This window comes from Tistrella mobilis, assembly GCF_041468085.1.
Taxonomy (GTDB): Bacteria; Pseudomonadota; Alphaproteobacteria; order Tistrellales; family Tistrellaceae; genus Tistrella; species Tistrella mobilis_A.
Genome location: NZ_CP121014.1, coordinates 724,202 through 740,498, shown reverse-complemented (window position 1 = coordinate 740,498; position 16,297 = coordinate 724,202). Strand labels below are relative to the sequence as shown.

At 68.3% G+C, this 16,297-nt stretch carries 13 protein-coding genes and 1 pseudogene; 6 read left to right on the top strand and 8 right to left on the bottom strand.

The window, feature by feature from the left end; all coding sequences use genetic code 11:
- Window positions 1-585: 585 nt before the first annotated feature.
- Complete coding sequence (locus P7L68_RS03050) at window positions 586-1,563, top strand: replication protein RepA (protein WP_371998951.1); 978 nt, start codon at window positions 586-588, stop codon at window positions 1,561-1,563.
- Window positions 1,564-1,644: 81 nt separating this feature from the next.
- On the opposite strand, the gene P7L68_RS03045 is transcribed toward P7L68_RS03050, so the two are convergent.
- Entirely contained in the window at window positions 1,645-2,796 is a 1,152-nt protein-coding gene (locus P7L68_RS03045) for a sensor histidine kinase (RefSeq protein ID WP_371998950.1), read from the bottom strand.
- Between the two features lie 338 nt (window positions 2,797-3,134).
- On the opposite strand from P7L68_RS03045, the gene P7L68_RS03040 reads away from it, so the two are divergent.
- The 3 genes and pseudogenes from P7L68_RS03040 to P7L68_RS03030 all read left to right on the top strand — a co-directional run bounded on the left by P7L68_RS03040 (window position 3,135) and on the right by P7L68_RS03030 (window position 5,902).
- Complete coding sequence (locus tag P7L68_RS03040) at window positions 3,135-3,662, top strand: lasso peptide biosynthesis B2 protein (RefSeq protein WP_371998949.1); 528 nt, start codon at window positions 3,135-3,137, stop codon at window positions 3,660-3,662.
- A gap of 479 nt (window positions 3,663-4,141) precedes the next feature.
- Window positions 4,142-5,677, top strand: a pseudogene (locus P7L68_RS03035) (2-isopropylmalate synthase).
- Window positions 5,678-5,752: 75 nt separating this feature from the next.
- Window positions 5,753-5,902, top strand: coding sequence for a hypothetical protein (locus P7L68_RS03030; RefSeq protein ID WP_371998948.1), 150 nt, complete (start codon window positions 5,753-5,755; stop codon window positions 5,900-5,902).
- A 31-nt stretch (window positions 5,903-5,933) separates the two neighbouring features.
- Here the strand turns inward: P7L68_RS03030 and P7L68_RS03025 are convergent, their stop codons facing one another.
- On the bottom strand, window positions 5,934-6,443 hold the full coding sequence (locus P7L68_RS03025; protein ID WP_371998947.1) for a peptide deformylase: 510 nt from the start codon (window positions 6,441-6,443) through the stop codon (window positions 5,934-5,936).
- Between the two features lie 133 nt (window positions 6,444-6,576).
- Between P7L68_RS03025 and P7L68_RS03020 the strand changes: the two genes are divergently transcribed.
- Both P7L68_RS03020 and P7L68_RS03015 read left to right on the top strand, forming a co-directional pair.
- Window positions 6,577-6,948 (top strand): YciI family protein, encoded by a 372-nt coding sequence (locus P7L68_RS03020; RefSeq protein WP_371998946.1) that lies wholly within the window; start codon window positions 6,577-6,579, stop codon window positions 6,946-6,948.
- Window positions 6,945-7,817, top strand: coding sequence for a DMT family transporter (locus tag P7L68_RS03015; protein ID WP_371998945.1), 873 nt, complete (start codon window positions 6,945-6,947; stop codon window positions 7,815-7,817). Before P7L68_RS03020 ends, P7L68_RS03015 begins: the two co-directional genes overlap by 4 nt.
- Here P7L68_RS03015 and P7L68_RS03010 read toward each other — a convergent pair.
- The 6 genes from P7L68_RS03010 to P7L68_RS02985 all read right to left on the bottom strand — a co-directional run bounded on the left by P7L68_RS03010 (window position 7,795) and on the right by P7L68_RS02985 (window position 16,237).
- Entirely contained in the window at window positions 7,795-9,870 is a 2,076-nt protein-coding gene (locus tag P7L68_RS03010; RefSeq protein ID WP_371998944.1) for a methyl-accepting chemotaxis protein, read from the bottom strand. The genes P7L68_RS03015 and P7L68_RS03010 overlap by 23 nt on opposite strands.
- Window positions 9,871-10,079: 209 nt before the next feature.
- Window positions 10,080-11,174 (bottom strand): CaiB/BaiF CoA transferase family protein, encoded by a 1,095-nt coding sequence (locus P7L68_RS03005; RefSeq protein ID WP_371998943.1) that lies wholly within the window; start codon window positions 11,172-11,174, stop codon window positions 10,080-10,082.
- Entirely contained in the window at window positions 11,171-12,433 is a 1,263-nt protein-coding gene (locus P7L68_RS03000; protein ID WP_371998942.1) for a CaiB/BaiF CoA transferase family protein, read from the bottom strand. Before P7L68_RS03000 ends, P7L68_RS03005 begins: the two co-directional genes overlap by 4 nt.
- Complete coding sequence (locus P7L68_RS02995) at window positions 12,430-13,599, bottom strand: acyl-CoA dehydrogenase family protein (protein WP_371998941.1); 1,170 nt, start codon at window positions 13,597-13,599, stop codon at window positions 12,430-12,432. The genes P7L68_RS03000 and P7L68_RS02995 overlap by 4 nt, the downstream gene beginning before the upstream one ends.
- A 169-nt stretch (window positions 13,600-13,768) precedes the next feature.
- On the bottom strand, window positions 13,769-15,178 hold the full coding sequence (locus tag P7L68_RS02990; protein WP_371998940.1) for an MmgE/PrpD family protein: 1,410 nt from the start codon (window positions 15,176-15,178) through the stop codon (window positions 13,769-13,771).
- A 15-nt stretch (window positions 15,179-15,193) separates the two neighbouring features.
- Complete coding sequence (locus P7L68_RS02985; RefSeq protein ID WP_371998939.1) at window positions 15,194-16,237, bottom strand: TRAP transporter substrate-binding protein; 1,044 nt, start codon at window positions 16,235-16,237, stop codon at window positions 15,194-15,196.
- Window positions 16,238-16,297: the final 60 nt, after the last annotated feature.

Here is a 16,297-nt window from a genome sequence, read left to right as displayed (position 1 = left end):
GTTGAGATCGGGGGCGAGGCGATCGGGCAGCGATGGCGTCTCTGTTCGGTCCAGGCCCTATCGGGAAAAAGATCTATAGGGGACTCTCTATAGGAAGGGGTATCGAGTTCAGCGTGGATAACCCGACGGGGCGATTCGACTTCAGCGCAGGCAGACCCTTTGGATGTATCGAGATCAGCGTGCGGACGTTGCGTTTTCAGCGAAACCGGCTGGACAGGCGGGGGAGCGTTACGAGTTCAGCGTGGAAAACCGTGAAAATCCGGCGGTTCCGGGCCATCCGCGTCGTCGGGGCCGCCGCCCGCGGCGAAGATGCGGCAACAACGCTGAACTTGAAACGGCGGTCATCACCGCGTCATCATCCGCGAACGGGCCGGGCAGGCGTCGCTGAACTTGCAACGGATTCGTCCGGGCCCGCCCGTCTGGTGGTCCGACGGACTTCCGTCCGGCAGCCCGTCCTGTGTAAAGTCGGATCGTGACGGATCAGGCATGAACGGGTCGCCCCTTCGGCAGGGGCTGGCCGAAACCATGTGTGGGGCACAGCCATGTCAGGAGCATGGTGCCCGGCGCATGAGCCCGGAGGTCGATATGGCGGACGTGCATCAGCAGCTCATGCTTCACGGCCTGGAACAGGTCATGGCAACGGCGGATTCTGCCGCCGAGCGGCGGCGGGTGCGCTGGGCCCACGAGATGATGTCGCTCGAAAACGACACGATCAATTATCTCCATTCGGGGTTTGCCCAGGCGGCGCTGCCGCATCGGGAGCCCAAGAACCCGCTGGAGCCCTGGGTCCGCCGCAATGGCGCCTATCAGCTGATCATCCGCCCCGGCATCCTTCCGCTCAAGGACAAGATCGTCGACATCGGCGTGCCCTATGGTACCAAGGCACGGCTGATTATGATCTATTTCCAGACCGAGGCCGTCCGCAGCCAGAGCCAGCTGGTCGATCTGGGGCCGACCATGGCCAGCTGGTTGCGCAAGATGGGGCTGTCGACCTCCGGCGGCCCGCGCGGCTCCTACGCGCCGGTCCGGGAGCAGGCCTTGCGCATCGCGCGTTGCGAATTCACCATGCGTTTCGAACGCGGCAGCGCCGAGGCGCGCCTTGCCGATCAGCGCATCGTCGACGGCATGGATCTGTGGCGTGACGACAGCGATGCCGAAGATCTGTTCCGCACCGGCGGGGAATGGGTGCGGCATGTGAAGCTGTCGGAGGCCTTCTTCGAGCACCTGATGGAACATTCGGTGCCGCTGTCGGAAGAGGCGATCGCCCGGCTGAAGCATTCAAGCCTCGCCCTCGATCTCTATGTCTGGCTGACCTATCGGCTGCATGCGCTGAAGCGCGAGATTACCGTGCCCTGGCATGCACTCTCGGACCATTTCGGCAGCGAGAGCGGCCATCGGGTGCTGGCCTTCCGGCTGAAGGAAGTGCTGAAGGACGTGCTCGCCGTCTATCCCGAGGCCAATGTCGAAGCGTCGGGGCGTGGCCTGGTGCTGAAGCCCTCGAAGCCGTCGGTGGCGGTGTCGAGCGTGGCGGTGAAGCTGCCGAGCCGGCTCAAGCGCGCCTGAAGCGGCGCGAAAGGTCCCGCAGCGTGCATCACGGCCCGCCGGGACAGTTCTGACATCTGAACATCATCGCCGCCCGGCTGCTCAGGTCTCGATGCCGGGCAGGGCGATCTGGATCCGGGTGAGCATGTCACCGGGGCTGACGGTCATCCGGCCGCCATGCCGTTCGATCGCTTCGGCCACCAGCGGCAGATTGACACCGGTGCTGTCGGCCTGACGGATCGACGGATCGATGTCATGGGCGCCGGCCGTGGCCATGGTGTCGGCACGCAGCATGACCGTGAGCCGGCCATCGGTTTCCACATCGATATGTCCCGAGCCGTCTTCGCGGGTCTTCGCCCGCAAGCGGATGCCGCCGCCGGTGCGGCAGGCATGCAGGGCATCGTCGAGCAGGCGCAGGATGGCCTGCTTCAGGATTTCCCCATCGGCACGCAGCGGCGGCATGCCGGCAGGCAGATCCACCTGCAGCGACAGGCCGGCACGTTCGGCGCGCTGGCGGATGATGTCGAGCGGGCCGCGAAGCAGGGTAGCAAGATCCTGCAGCGCCGGGGCAATGGGCTGGGCATGCCCTTCCACCCGGGCAAGGTCGAGCAGGTCGTCGACCAGCCGCAGCATCTCGCGGCCACTGACATGGATGTCGTCGACATATCGGAGATAGCGATCCATCGCCTGCGGCCCCAGCGCGCGGCTGCGGATCAACTCGGAGAAGCCGATGATCGCGTTCAGGGGCGTGCGCAGCTCGTGGCTCATCCGCGCCAGGAACAGCCGCCTGGCCGCGGCGACCGTCTCGGCCAGGCGGTCGACATCGGCTTCGGTGCGTGCCAGTGCCGCCCGCCTGACCATCTCTGTATCAGGGTGGCGATACCGGCTGACCACGTCGTCCAGCGCCGGGGCGATATCCGCCCAGGCGGTGAGCGCCCGGATGCGGCTGGCGGTATCTGGCATGTCCGGCCAGCCGAGCACGACCCGCAGGTCTCCCGAATCGAGCACCAGGATCGCTTCAACCATGGCCGCCGGCAGGCCCAGCCCGGCCGGGCGAGGGGTGGTTCCGATCATGACCGGCCGGGCGGCTGCATTGGGTGCCACCCAGTCCGGTAACTGAAAGACTGGTGTAGGGATACCCGGGATCGGAACCGCCTTGCCCAGGCGCCGGACCTGGCCGTCGGCCTGGAGCAGCAGAAGGACCACCTGTTCCGCACCCGACAGGGCTGCAAGACTTCGCAAGAGCCCGTTCACGGCATGGGCCCTCAGCTTCCCTATCTGCCGGACTGGATCCGGGACATCGTGATCTGTGGCGGCTTCGGTCATGGTGGTGGTCATCTTGCTGTTCTGATCATTTGCCTAAAATACACCCGAAACACAATGGAAATTTAGGGCGTATTCAAGTAATTGCCGATTTGCGACAGAAATCGTGCATGTGCGCAAAATACATCGAAAGTTAGCTCTTGTCTTCCTTCAAGTTGATATGCCGGCCATCCGCAGATATCCACGCATCTGCACGCGGCTTGGCGCCGTCGCAGGCTGCCGCTATGATACAGCCGCCCGTTTCACATCCGTTTCCGGTACTCCAGCGCATGACCACAGAGCCCGCCGCCGCCTCCTCTGCCCCGGCCGCCACACCGCCGCGGCCGCGGGGTGATATCTGGATCCAGCGCCTGCTGGTGATCGAAGCGGCCTTTTGCCTGGCGCTGGCGGTGACGTCGGTGAAGCTGATCCCGTTCCGTCGGCTGGCTGCCTGGTCGTCGCGGCGGCCGGAAGGCGCGCGGCTGATGCCGCCGGATACCACCGATCTGAATGTCCTGAGGGCGGATCCGGACTGGCGCCAGTCCTGGCGTATCGGCCGGCTGGTGGCGGTGGCGGCCCGCAAGGTGCCGTTCAAGGCGGTCTGTCTGCCCCAGGCGCTTGCCGGGCAGAGCATGCTCAGGCGCCGCGGCGTGCCGGTGGAGATCGTCTATGGCGTGAAGCGCGATACCGAAACCGGCGGCATCGCCGCCCATGCCTGGCTGGAATATCGCGGCTGCGGGTTTCTGGGCCAGGAGGTGGCGCCGGACCATACCGAGATCGCCCGCTTCCCTGCCGATCGGGCCCGCCGCCCGGGCTGACCGGCGCGACCCGGCCGATATGGCCTTACGTCAGCCTCGTTGACGGATGACTTGACATGGGGCCGTGCCGGCGGCCATGCTCAACGAATGACGACCGCATCCTTCGCAGCCCTGCTGCCGGCCAACCTGCTTCGACTTCGCCGCCCGGCCTCCTGAGAGGTCGGGTGATCCGGCGTGTCTGCCGGCCGAAGTGATCCAGCATCCATCCGTCGTCTGAAGTCATCCCCCATGTGTACCGCCATGTCCAAGCCGCCGGCCTGTGCCGGTGGCTCGTTGCGACCTCGTCTCCACTCTCTGCCTCGTCTCCACTCTCTGCACGTCAATGTCCGGGACTATCTGGCCCGGTTCGATCTCGCGGGTCGACTTAGCGCCGGCGGCCGGCGCAGCTGACGCCGATCGCCCGCATCCGAATGACGGCCTTCGCCGGCGGCCCAGGGTCCGCCGCACCCCTAGCTCGTGCAGAGACGAGAGCTTTCCCCATGTTGACCACTCCGCAGACCAAATACCGTCCCGCCGCCGCCGTGCCCGACATGGCCGACCGGCAATGGCCTTCGCGCAGCATCACGGCCGCGCCGCGCTGGCTGTCCACCGATCTCCGCGACGGCAACCAGGCGCTGATGAACCCCATGGATGTCGGGGCCAAGCTGAAACTGTTCCGACATCTGGTCGCGATCGGCTTCAAGGAGATCGAGGTGGCCTTTCCTGCGGCCTCCGACACCGATTTCCGCGTCGTCCGGACGCTGATCGACGAGCGGCTGATCCCCGACGACGTCACCATCCAGGTGCTGACCCAGTCCCGCCCCGATCTGATCACCCGCACCTTCGAAGCGCTGGAGGGGGTACCGCGCGCCTGCGTGCATCTGTACAACGCCATCGCGCCGGAATTCCGGCGGATGGTGTTCAATGGCGGCCGGGCCGAAGTGAAGGCGCTGGCGGTGGAGGGCACGCGGCAGATCCTGGCCGAAATGGCCCGCCGGCCGGGCACCTGCTGGACCTATCAGTATTCCCCCGAGACCTTCAGCGCCACCGAGCCCGATTTCGCGATCGAGGTCTGCGCGGCCGTGATCGATCTGGTCCGGCCGACGCCGGACGCGAAGATGATCATCAACCTGCCGGCCACGGTCGAAGTCTCGACGCCCAATATCTATGCGGATCGGATCGAGCATCTCTGCCGCCGGATTCCCCGGCGCGACGCGGTGGTGATCAGCGTGCATCCGCATAACGACCGCGGTACCGGTGTCGCGGCTGCCGAGCTGGCGGTGATGGCGGGCGCCGAGCGGGTGGAAGGCTGCCTGTTCGGCAATGGCGAGCGCACGGGCAATGTCGATCTGGTCACGCTCGCGCTCAACCTCTACACCCAGGGCGTGGCGCCGGGGCTCGATTTCTCCGACATCGATGCCAGCGTGCGTGCGGCGACCGAGGCGACCGGCCTGCCGGTCCATCCGCGCCACCCCTATGCCGGCGACCTGGTCTTCACGGCCTTCTCCGGCTCGCATCAGGATGCCATCCGCAAGGGCTTCGCCGACTGGGAACGGCGCAATACCGGCATCTGGGATCTGCCCTATCTGCCGATCGATCCGGCCGATCTGGGCCGGTCCTACGAGGCGGTGATCCGGGTGAACGGCCAGTCGGGCAAGGCGGGGGCGAGCTGGGTGCTGGAGCATGCCCAGGGGCTGTAGCTGCCGCGCTTCGTGCAGATCGATTTTGCCCGCCGCCTGCAGCAGCTGGCCGACGATACCGGCCGCGAACTCTCCGCCGCCGATATCTGGCGGGCCTTTACCGACGCCTATATGGCCGATGCCGGCCCGGCCGCGCCCGACGCTGTCTGGAGGGTGCTGCGCAGCGAGGCCCATGCCCGACGCAGCGAGGGTGCGGCGGCGGGGTTCGCCGCTTATGTCGAAATCGGTGACGAGGCGGGAGCGAGGGCGATCGGCGCCGGTTTCGGCCGCGATCGCAGGGAGGCCGAAGCCCGGGCGGAATGCGCGGCGGCAGCGAAGATCCGGCCGGTCTGCTGAGCGGGTCGCCAGAGATGCCGGATCGTGGCAGGATGCGGCACCTCTGGTTATGCGGAAGAGCGGCAAAGGCGCGTCATGATCATGGGCGCGGGCGGGCCAGGCGGCTATCTCGCCGCCTGCCTTGCCGGGGTGGCGACCGACGTCTCGGCGGCGCTTTCGGCGCGCCTGGTCGCTCTTGTCACCCGGAAGGAGGTGGCAGAGTCGGCCGATCGCCCGGATCTCTGATCAGCGGCGGCCGCCGCCTGACCCCTTGCCGTTACCGGCTGCCCGCCTTCCTCATCTTCTCGTACCGCTTGTGCAGCCGGTCGCGGCGGAGCTTGGACAGGCGGCGGGTCCAGAAAATACCGTCCAGCTGGTCGATTTCGTGCTGGAGGCAGATGGCGAGCAGGCCGTCGGCCTCGGCCTCGTGTGCAGCGCCGGTCAGGTCCTGCCAGCCGAGGCGGATGCGGGCCGGGCGTTCCACCTCTTCGCTGACGCCGGGCATGGAGACGCTGCCTTCCTCGTGGATCACGGTCTCGTCTGACGACCAGGTGATGCGCGGGTTGACATAGATGCGCACGCCTTCCGGGTCGTCGGGCAGTTCGATCACCACCACGCGATGCAAAAGGCCCAGATGCGGGGCGGTGATGCCGATGCCGGGGGCGTCGCGCATCGTGTCCAGCAGGTCTTGGGCCAGCGCGTTGAGTGCGGCGTCGAAGCTGGTGACATCGGCCGCCGGCTGTGCGAGGCGCGGGTCGGGGATCATCACGATCGGGCGGACGGGCATCGGGGGCTCCTGAGACCGGAAGGGCGGACGGCGTGGGCAGGATGTGCCACGATGGCGGCCGCATCGCAAGCCGGCATCCCCGAAGCCTGCCCCCGCTTCGGGACCCGGTGCAATCATATGAGAGGGTCGCCCGATGCTCTACGCCGTGCTCTGCTATGACCGCGAGGACCTGACCGAAGCCTGGCCCGAGGATCGGATGGCCGGAACCATGGCGCGGCTGGAGGCGGTGCAGGCCGATCTGGCTGCCGCCGGCCGCCTGGGGCCGGTCGCACGGCTGATGCCGACGGCGCATGCGAAAACGGTGACCAAGAGCGAGACGCCGACGGTCACCGACGGCCCCTTCGCCGAGACCCGCGAACAGCTGCTGGGCTTCTTCATCATCGACTGTGCCGATGCGGCGGCGGCAGAGGCCGCGGCCGCTGATCTGGCGCGGGCCAATGCCAGCGGCACGGGGGTGTACGAACTCCGCCCGCTCCGTCTTCTGAAGCCGGGCGTGCTGCCATGATCGCGGGCGATCGCCCCCGCATCATCGGCTGGACGGTGGTGGCGATGATCGCCTTCGCGGCCAATTCGGTGTTGTGCCGCTGGGCGCTGGACCGGACCGCGATCGATCCCGCCGCCTTCACCGGCATCCGGCTCGCCTCGGGCGCGGCGATGCTGTGGCTTTGCCTCAGGGCGGGGCGGCCTGTGGCGCGGGTTGCCGGCTCTTGGGCGGGGGCCGCGGCGCTGTCGGCCTATGCCGCCGCCTTCTCTTTCGCCTATGTCGCTCTGCCGGCGGCATCGGGCGCCCTGCTGCTGTTCGGCGCGGTGCAGGTGACGATGATCACGGCCGGGCTGATCCGCGGCGAGCGGCTGCGGCGGCTGCAATGGCTGGGGATCGCGCTGGCCGCCGGCGGGCTGGTGGCTCTGCTGGCCCCCGAGGCGCAGGCACCAGATCCGGGGGTGCCTGCGCCCGATCCGGTCGCGGCGGCGCTGATGCTGGCAAGCGGCGCCGCCTGGGGTGCCTATTCACTGATCGGCCGGCGGAGCCGCGACCCGCTCGCCACCACCGCCGGTAATTTCATCCGCAGCCTGCCGCTGGCGCTGCTGCTGCTGGTGCCGGCGCTGCTGCGGATGGAGATCGATCCGGCGGGGATGGCGCTTGCGCTGGCCTCGGGCGCCGTCGCCTCGGGCCTCGGCTACGCCGTCTGGTATGCGGTGCTGCCGGCGCTGGGGGCGGCACAGGCGGCTTCGGTCCAGCTGTCGGTGCCGGTGATCGCGGCGCTGGGCGGCACGCTGCTGCTGGGCGAGGCGATCACCTGGCACCTGGTCGCCGTGGCCGTGGCGGTACTGGGCGGGATCGCGCTGGTGATCAGGCCTGCTGCACGCGGCTGAGGAAATCGCCCACCGCCTTTTGCAGCACCTCCTGTTCGTGCACCACCTCTTCGACCGAGCCGGTGACTTCGGTTGCGGCCCGGCCGGTTTCGCCGCTCGATCGCGCGACCTCGGCGATGATGTCCTGAACCTCGGCGGTGGCGGTCGCGACCTGCTGGACGGAGCCCGAGATTTCGCCGGTGGCGGCGCCCTGTTCCTCCACCGCGGCGGCGATGGCGGCACTGTCCTGGTCGACCCTGCGGATCGCAGCCTGAACCTGGCCCATCGACCCCGCCGCCTCGGCCGTACGGCGCTGAATGTCGGTGATGAGGGTGGTGATTTCCTCGGTCGCCTTCGAGGTCTGGTTGGCGAGGCTCTTCACCTCCGACGCCACGACCGCGAAACCCTTGCCGGCCTCTCCGGCCCGCGCCGCCTCGATCGTGGCGTTGAGCGCCAGAAGATTGGTCTGGGCGGCGATGGCGGTGATCAGGCCCACGACATCGCCGATGCGCCGCGCCGCCTCGACCAGCGCATCGAAGCTGCGGCCGGTGGCGGCCACCTGATCCACGGCTTCGCGGGCGCCGGTGGCGCTGGCCTGGACGCGGGCGCTGATTTCAGAGATCGAGGCCGCGAGTTCCTCGGTGGCGGCGGCGACGGTCTGAACGCTGGAGGCCGCCTCGGCCGTGGCACCGGCGCCGGTGGTGGCGCGCGCGCTGGCGGCATCGGCCAGTGCGCGCATATGGGCGGCGGTGTTCCTGAGCGTGTTGCCGGCATGGCTGATGCCGGCGAGTGCCGCGGTCACCTCTCCCTCGAAGCTGCGGCTGAGATCGTGGATGGTTTTTGCACGGGCGACGTCGCGGGCCCGGGCGGTGGCGGCTTCGGCTTCCAGCCGCCCGGCTTCGCGCGCGTTGATCCTCAGATCTTCAAGCGCGATCGCGAGGCGGCCGATCTCGTCGGGATTGCGGGGCGCCGGAACCGGGGTTTCGAAATCGTGCGCGCCCAACCGGCCGACCGCAGTCATCAGGGTCGATATCGGCCGGCGGAAGCGGCGGAGGATCACCACCAGGCCCAGAACCGACAGCGCCAGTGCCAGCACGAAGCCGGCAAGGGTGAGGCCGAGATTGACGGTGGCGGCCGACTGCCGGCCTTCCGCCAGCCGGACCGCCTCGTCGAGGGCGGCGGTGCTGATCGCCAGAATGGCGTCGAAGGGGCCGTTGCACATGGCGGTATAGGCACGGGCCTCCATGGCCGGCCCGCCGCTGCCGTCGAGGCCGGCGACCAGGGCATCCATGCGCGCCTGGGTGTCGGTCACCTGGGCACGGGCGGTGCCGATCCGGGCGGCGACCGTTGCCGGCGTGCCCGGCCGGGCGATCAGGGCATCGATGCCGGCAAGCGCCGCCCGCCAGCCACCGATGCCGGCGGCCCAGGTCGTGCGGGTCTCAGGCGGGATCGGCGTGCTGGCGGCCACCAGCGGCCGGAGCAGGGAGCACTGGCTGCCGAACTGGTCGCGCAGCTGCCAGGCGAAGCGGCGGATCTGAACCAGTTCGGCGATCGTCGGATCGGTCATGCGCAGCTCGTCGCCGATCAGATCGGACAGGGCGAGCATGGCGTTGACGCTGGCATAGACGCTCTCGCGCCAGGACGCGCTGTCGGCCAGCTGGCGCTGATCCCGCGGGCGGGCGGCCAGGCTGTCGATGGTCGCCCGCTTCGTCTGCATCGCGGCAATGGCGGCGGTGACGGCCTCGGTGCCGCGGCGGGCCTCGTCCCCGGTCATGCGCCGGGCGAAATCGATGGCGCCCGCCGCTGCGGCATCGGCCTTGTCACGGACCTGGGAAATCGTGGTCTGGGGCGCGTCTTCGGTGAGCAGGGCGGTCTGGACGGCCGCGATCTGGGCTCGGGTGTCGATCACGCCTGTGAACAGCGCCCGGTCGGTGCGGGCGGCATCCACCACCCGTTCGGCCGCGGCCCGATCCCACCAGGCATTGGCCGCCAGGATCGAGGCGGCCGCCAGCAGGCCGGCCAGCATGGCGAGCTGGATGGTGGTCAACAGCCCGGAAATCGATGTCCTGAACATCCCGCATCCCCCGCCCGGCGCCGCCTGGTTGTGTTTCTGCGGCCGTAGCTGAGTTTAGGAAGCAGGTGGTTACGTGGGTGTTAATGGTGTCGTGCCATGAAACCCTGACGGAAAGGCAGCCCGGGCGGCGGCGCGACGCTCTCAACACGCCGCCGTCCGGGCTGTAACACGCAGCCGGACCCGGACCGGCTGCGCGCGACCGGGGCCGGTCAGCGCGGGGGGAGGGGCTCCCGCGCCGGGACCCTGGTGTCGATACGGCCGGGCTCGTCCAGGAAGCGGATCGGCGTGCCGACATGGAGATTGCCTTCGGCATCGCGGATCAGCATCTCGCGGGCCTGAACCTGCGGCCGGGCGAAGGCCTCGGCCAGGTCCAGCAGGGGGGCGAAACACACGTCGCGGCCTTCGAACCAGGCCTCCCAATCGGCCCGGCTGCGGGTGCGGAAAACACCGCGCAGGAATGCCGTGGTCTCGGCATGGGCGGGGCCGGGCGGGCTGGAGGCGGCGGGGATCAGATCCTCGCGGCCGAGCGCCTTCAGCAGGGTTTCGACGAATTTATGCTCGCTGCCGCCCAGCACGATGTGGCGGCCGTCGGCAGTCTCGTAGATCTGATAGAACGAGCCGCCGCCCCATTGGCGCTGTTCCTTCACCACCGGCGGCCGACCGGTGGCGAACAGATCGCCGGTGGCATTGGGCAGCCAGGCCATGGTCGCATCCAGCATCGCCATGTCGATATAGTCGCCGCGCCCGGTGGTCGTCCGCCGCAGCAGCGCCATCAGCACGCCGGCCAGGCCCAGCAGGGCCGCATTGGCATCGGCGACGGGGATATGCGGATGGGTGGGCTTGCCGTCCTGACCCAGATTGAGGCTGAGCACGCCGGCCAGCGCCTCGACCGCGATGTCATGGGCCGGGCGGTCGCGATCGGGCCCCGTCTGGCCGAAGGCCGAGATCGCGCAATAGACGATGCGCGGGTTGATCGCCCTCACCGTCTCGTAATCGATGCCGAGACGGGCGGCGACGCCGGGGCGGAAGGCCTCGACCATCACATCGGCCTCGGCCAGCATTTCGAACAGCCGCGCCTTGTCGTCGGGATGTTTGAGGTCGAGCGTGACGCAGCGCTTGCCGCGATGGGTGTTGCGGAACCAGACGCTGGTGCCGCCGGCTTTGGCGCCGATGTCGCGGGTCGGCTCCCCCGCCGGCGGTTCGACCTTGATCACCTCGGCACCGTGATCGGCCATGACCATGGTGAGATACGGGCCGGGCAGGAACAGCGACAGGTCGACGACCTTGATGCCCTGAAGCTTCATGCCACGGCCCCTTCGGCACGCAGGGCGGCGATCGCGGCCGGATCGTAGCCAAGCTCGCCCAGCAGCGCATCGGTATCGGCACCGAGCCCGGGGCCAGGCTTTGCCTTCATCACCGCCCCATCCAGCCGGATGGGGTTGGAGAGCACCCGCATGCCCGGCTTTGCCGGATGGTCGACATTCTGGATGCCGCCGCGTTCGGCCAGGAACGGGTTGTCCAGCGCCTGGGCGAGGGAGAGCACCGGTGCCGCCGGCAGCCGGCCCGCGAAGGCGGCCACCCAGTCGGCCATGGTCCGGGTGGCGAAAACCGGATCCAGGATGGCGGCGAGGGCATCGCGGTTGCGGAAACGCGACGGCACGTCGGCGAAGCGCGGATCGGCGGCAAGATCGGGCAGGCCTGCGATCTCGCAGAGCGCATGCCAGAATTTGGGCAGCATGCACATCACATAGATCGCACCATCCGCCACCGGGAACTGCTCGCAGGGCACGACCGCGGGATGGCCGCCGCGCGGCCGCCGTTCGGTGGTGGTGCCCTCGTTCAGATACCAGATCGCCGGATAGGTCAGCTGGTGCACCGCGACATCGTAGAGGGTGACGTCGACATCGCGGCCGCGGCCGGTGCGCATGGCGCCGAACAGGGCCGAGGTCAGCGCGAAGGCGGTGGTCAGCCCGGTCAGATAGTCGACCACCGACAGGCCCATCCGGGTGCCGCCGCCTTCCGGGTCGCCGGTCAGCGCGATGAAGCCGGCTTCGGCCTGCATCAGATAGTCATAGGCCGGCCAGGCTGCGCGCGGGCCACTGCGGCCATAGCCCGACAGATGGGCGCAGACGATCGACGGCTTGACCGCTTTCAGCGCCTGATGGGTGATGCCCAGCTTGTCGGGCTGGTCGCCGCGCAGATTGTTCATCACCGCATCGGCGGTTCCGACCAGTTTTTCGAACACCGTCCGGCCGGCGGGGGATTTCAGGTCGAGCGCGATGCTGCGCTTGCCCAGGTTGAAGGTCTGGAAGAACTGGCTGTCGTTCTCGCCCAGGAAATGCGGGCCGCTCTGGCGGGCGCTGTCGCCGCCTTTCTGCGTACCTGAAGGCGTGGGCTCGATCTTGATGACCTCGGCGCCCATGTCGGAAAGATAGAGGCTGGCGAAGGGGCCGGCCCCGTACTGTTCGATCGCCAGCACCCGGATGCCGGCCAGCGGACGGTCGTCGTCCGCGGCCGGGCCGGTCGGGATGGCGGCGGTGGGGATGTCGCCGCCGATGGTCATGCCGGGTTCCGCGCGATCAGCTGCTTCGCGATGATCATGCGCTGGATCTCGTTGGTGCCTTCGCCGATGCACATCAGCGGCGCGTCGCGGAAATAGCGCTCGACGTCGTATTCCTTGGAATAGCCATAGCCGCCATGGATGCGCATCGCCTCCAGGCTGTTGGCGACCGCGGCTTCCGAGGCGAAATACTTGGCCATGCCGGCTTCCATGTCGCAGCGTTCGCCGCGGTCATAGGCGCGGGCGGCATCATAGGTCAGCAGGCGCGCCGCCTGCAGGCGGGTGGCCATCTCGCCCAGCTTCAGCTGGATCGCCTGATGTTCGCAGATCGGCTTGCCGAAGGTCTTGCGGATCTGGGCATAGCGCACCGAATCCTTCAGCGAGGCCGAGGCGAGGCCGCAGCCGCGGGCGGCGATGTTGATCCGGCCCAGTTCCAGCCCGCCCAGCGCTGCCTGCATGCCCTGGCCCTCGACGCCGCCGATCAGCCGGTCGGCCGGGATGCGATAGTCCTCGAAGACCAGTTCGGCCGAATCGATGCCCTTATAGCCCAGCTTCTCCAGCTTCTTCGACACCGTGAAGCCGGGGCCCTTCTCGGCGATGAACATCGACATGCCCTTGTGGCGCGGGTTCGCCTCGGGGTCGGTCTTGACCAGCAGCGCGAAGCACGAGCCTTCGATGCCGTTGGTGATCCAGGTCTTGGTGCCGTTGACGACATAGTGGTCGCCATCGCGCCGCGCCCGGGTGCGGATGCCCTGAAGATCGGTACCGGCATCGGGCTCGGTGAGGGCCAGGCCGCCGCGCAGTTCGCCGGTCGCGAATTTCGGCAGGTAATACGCCTTCTGTTCGGGCGTGCCCTGGCGGGCGACGCAGGCCGACATGATCAGATGGCTGTTGATGATGCCCGACAGCGACATCCAGGTCTCGGCGATGGTCTCGACGATCTTCGCATAGGTGGTGGCGTTCAGGCCAAGGCCGCCATACTCGACCGGAATCGTGGCGCCGAACAGGCCCAGCTCCTTCATCTGGGCGACGATCTCGTGCGGGTACTCATCGGCATGATCGAGCTTCAGCACATGGGGCCGCACATCGCGGGCGAGCCACTTGTCGATCGTGGCGAGGATCTCGCCGTCCTCGGTGTCTGCGGCAGCGGCGGTGGTCTGGTCAACCATGTCTCGGGTCTTTCGAAGGGGCCTGGAGCGGCAGGGGGCGGCGCCGTCTGGGGCGCCAAGGAAGCAACTTTAAATGTCCGGACAAATTATGGTCCGAAAAACGGCGCCGTCAATGCCCGACCGCAGCATGCGGTACAAAGCGCTGCCGGCGCCGCGGGAGCGGCCGTGATCAGCCTTCCGAAACCATCAGTTTCGCGATCTGGCCGACATCGGTGACGTCTTCGATCTCGTCGACCATGCGCTCGATCTCGGCGCGGCGGGCATCCGGCACCGGCGGCACCGCCCAGCCGCAGCAGCGGGCGAATTTGGCGCGGTTCTCGGCATCCGTGAGCGGCGCTTCCGGATGGCCGTACACCTGGGGCAGGTCGATCACCCTGGTGCCGCCCGATACCAGGCGGATGATCACCCGCTGCGGGGCAAGCGCGTTCTGATCGGGATTGCCGTCGTCGACCACGCTGATCCGCTTTGCATAGGCATGGATTTCGGGGTCGTTCAGCACGGTGTCGCCGGCGAATTCAGGCACGTCCACCCGGCCGCGCAGCAGCAGGGTGGCGGCCACGAAAGACAGGCACAGCTTGGCGTAATTGGCCGGCGGATTGTCCAGATCGGGCCGGCCGACCAGCCGCTTCACCAGCGGCGGCGCCTGGATCTCGACCGAGGCGATGTCGGCGGCGGTAACGCCCTCTGCCATCACCCGCCGCAGCCCGTCGAGCGCGCCATGGGTCAGGCGGCCGCTGGGGAAGGGCTTGTGCGACAGCCGGGCGATCTGCCAGACCCGGCCCAGCTCGTCGGGGATGACCTCGGGCGAATACCGGCCGAGTTCGAACAGGTTGTAATAGCCGTACTGGCCGGTGAGCACGTCATGCGGCCCGTCGAACCCCGCCTCGACCAGATCGGCCGAAGTGATGGCGGCGCGGGCGTTGAAGCCGATCTGCAGCGGCAGCAGGCCCGAGCCTTCGGCATGGGGTTGCAGCGTGCCGGCGCATTGGCCGTACTGGATGCCATAGGCATCGGCCATCTGGGCGGCGGTGAAGCCCGCGGCGCTGCCGATCGCCGAGACGGCGCCGAAGCCGCCGGCAACCGCCGGGCGGAAGAAGCGGATCGGCGCCGTGGTGGCGGAGCCCAGCAGACCCGACATGTCGACACCGACGGCAAGCGAGGTCAGCAGCTGGCGGCCATCGACCGGCCGGCCGCGGCCGCCGGCGCGTTCCGCCCAGGCGAAGAAGGCCGACAGGATGGTGGCCATCGGGTGGACGACGGCGCGCTCATGTACGCAATCATATTCCAGGCAATGGATCAGATAGGCATTCACCATGGCGGCCGAGGGGGCGGGCAGCTTCAGCCCGCTGCCCCAGACCGTCGCCTCTTCACCCCGGCCCCAGGCCTCTGCCGCCCTGGAGATGCGGGCAAAATGGGGACCCGAGGTGCCGGCCAGCCCGACACCGATGGTGTCGAGCAGGAAGGTCTTGGCCTTGGCCACGGCAAGCGGCGGCAGATGCTCGTAACGGGTGCGCGCCACATGTGTCGCGAAGGCGTCGACGATATCGGCCGGCAAGGCGGGTGGGGAGGCGACGGTCATCGGAGGCTCCGGTTCTTACTTGATCTGCATGTCGACGACCTTGCCGACGGTGGCGTTCCATTCCGCCACGCAGCCGGCACCGCAGCGTGCGGCCCATTTGGGCAGCACCGCCTCGACCAGCGCCTTGCGGCGCAGCGCTTCGTCCTCTGCGCCCGGGTCGACGCGGGTCATGCCGGCGGGCTCTCCCAGCGGGCAGGGGCCGGTGGTGTTGCAGGCGATGCCCATGGCGTCTTCGTCCATGTTCAGCTGCCACATCCGCTCATTGGCCTTGTTGAGTTCGGCGGTGATGAAGCTCTGGACGGCTTCGGGCAGCTTCTTCCAGCCGCCGATATTGGCGGCGGTGACGCCGGCGCCGAAATTGATCGGCAGGGTGTAGAGATAGCGCGCGCCCTCGTTCCACTTGGCGCTGTAGCCGCCCAGCGTGCCGGTGATCGCGCAGTCGATCGTCCCCTGGGCCAGCGCCTGCTGAACTTCGCCGAAGGCCATGTCGACGGGCGAGGCGCCGAAATAGCTGACGAAATCACCCTGCGAGGCGCCCGAGGTGCGGATGCGCTTGCCCTTGAGGTCGGCCAGGCCCTTGAGTTCGCTGCGGCAATAGAGGATCTGGCTCTGGAAGGACTGCATGGTCAGGATCTCGATGCCGAACTTCTTGTTCAGGGCATCGTTCAGCGCCGGGCGGAAGGCGTCCGAGACCTTGCGGAAGGTCGCCATGTCGGGCGACAGGCCGGCCAGGTCGGTGCCGTCGTTGATCGGCGCATCGCCGGCATGATGACCGAGCTGGGCGGTGGCGATCAGCGCCTGGCCGCGGCTCAGGATCCGGAAGACCTCGGGACCCTTGAGGCCAAGCTCGTTCCAGGGCTTGAAGTTGACCGAGATCGCCCCGCCCGAGGCCTCGGGCAGTTCCTTCGTCCAGAACGGCGCCTCGATCTGGCGGCTCTGGGTGGTGATGCCCAGATTGCCGATCACGGTGACGTCGGTCTTGGGCAGATCCTGCGCCGAGGCGGCCCCGGCGGCGAGGACGAGGCCGAGCCCCGCCCCGACGAGCACTTTCCCTGTCATGGTCTTGGTTTCCGTTCTTTTTTGAGGTGCCTGATGCTTGACGAGAGGCGGCCGGTCCGG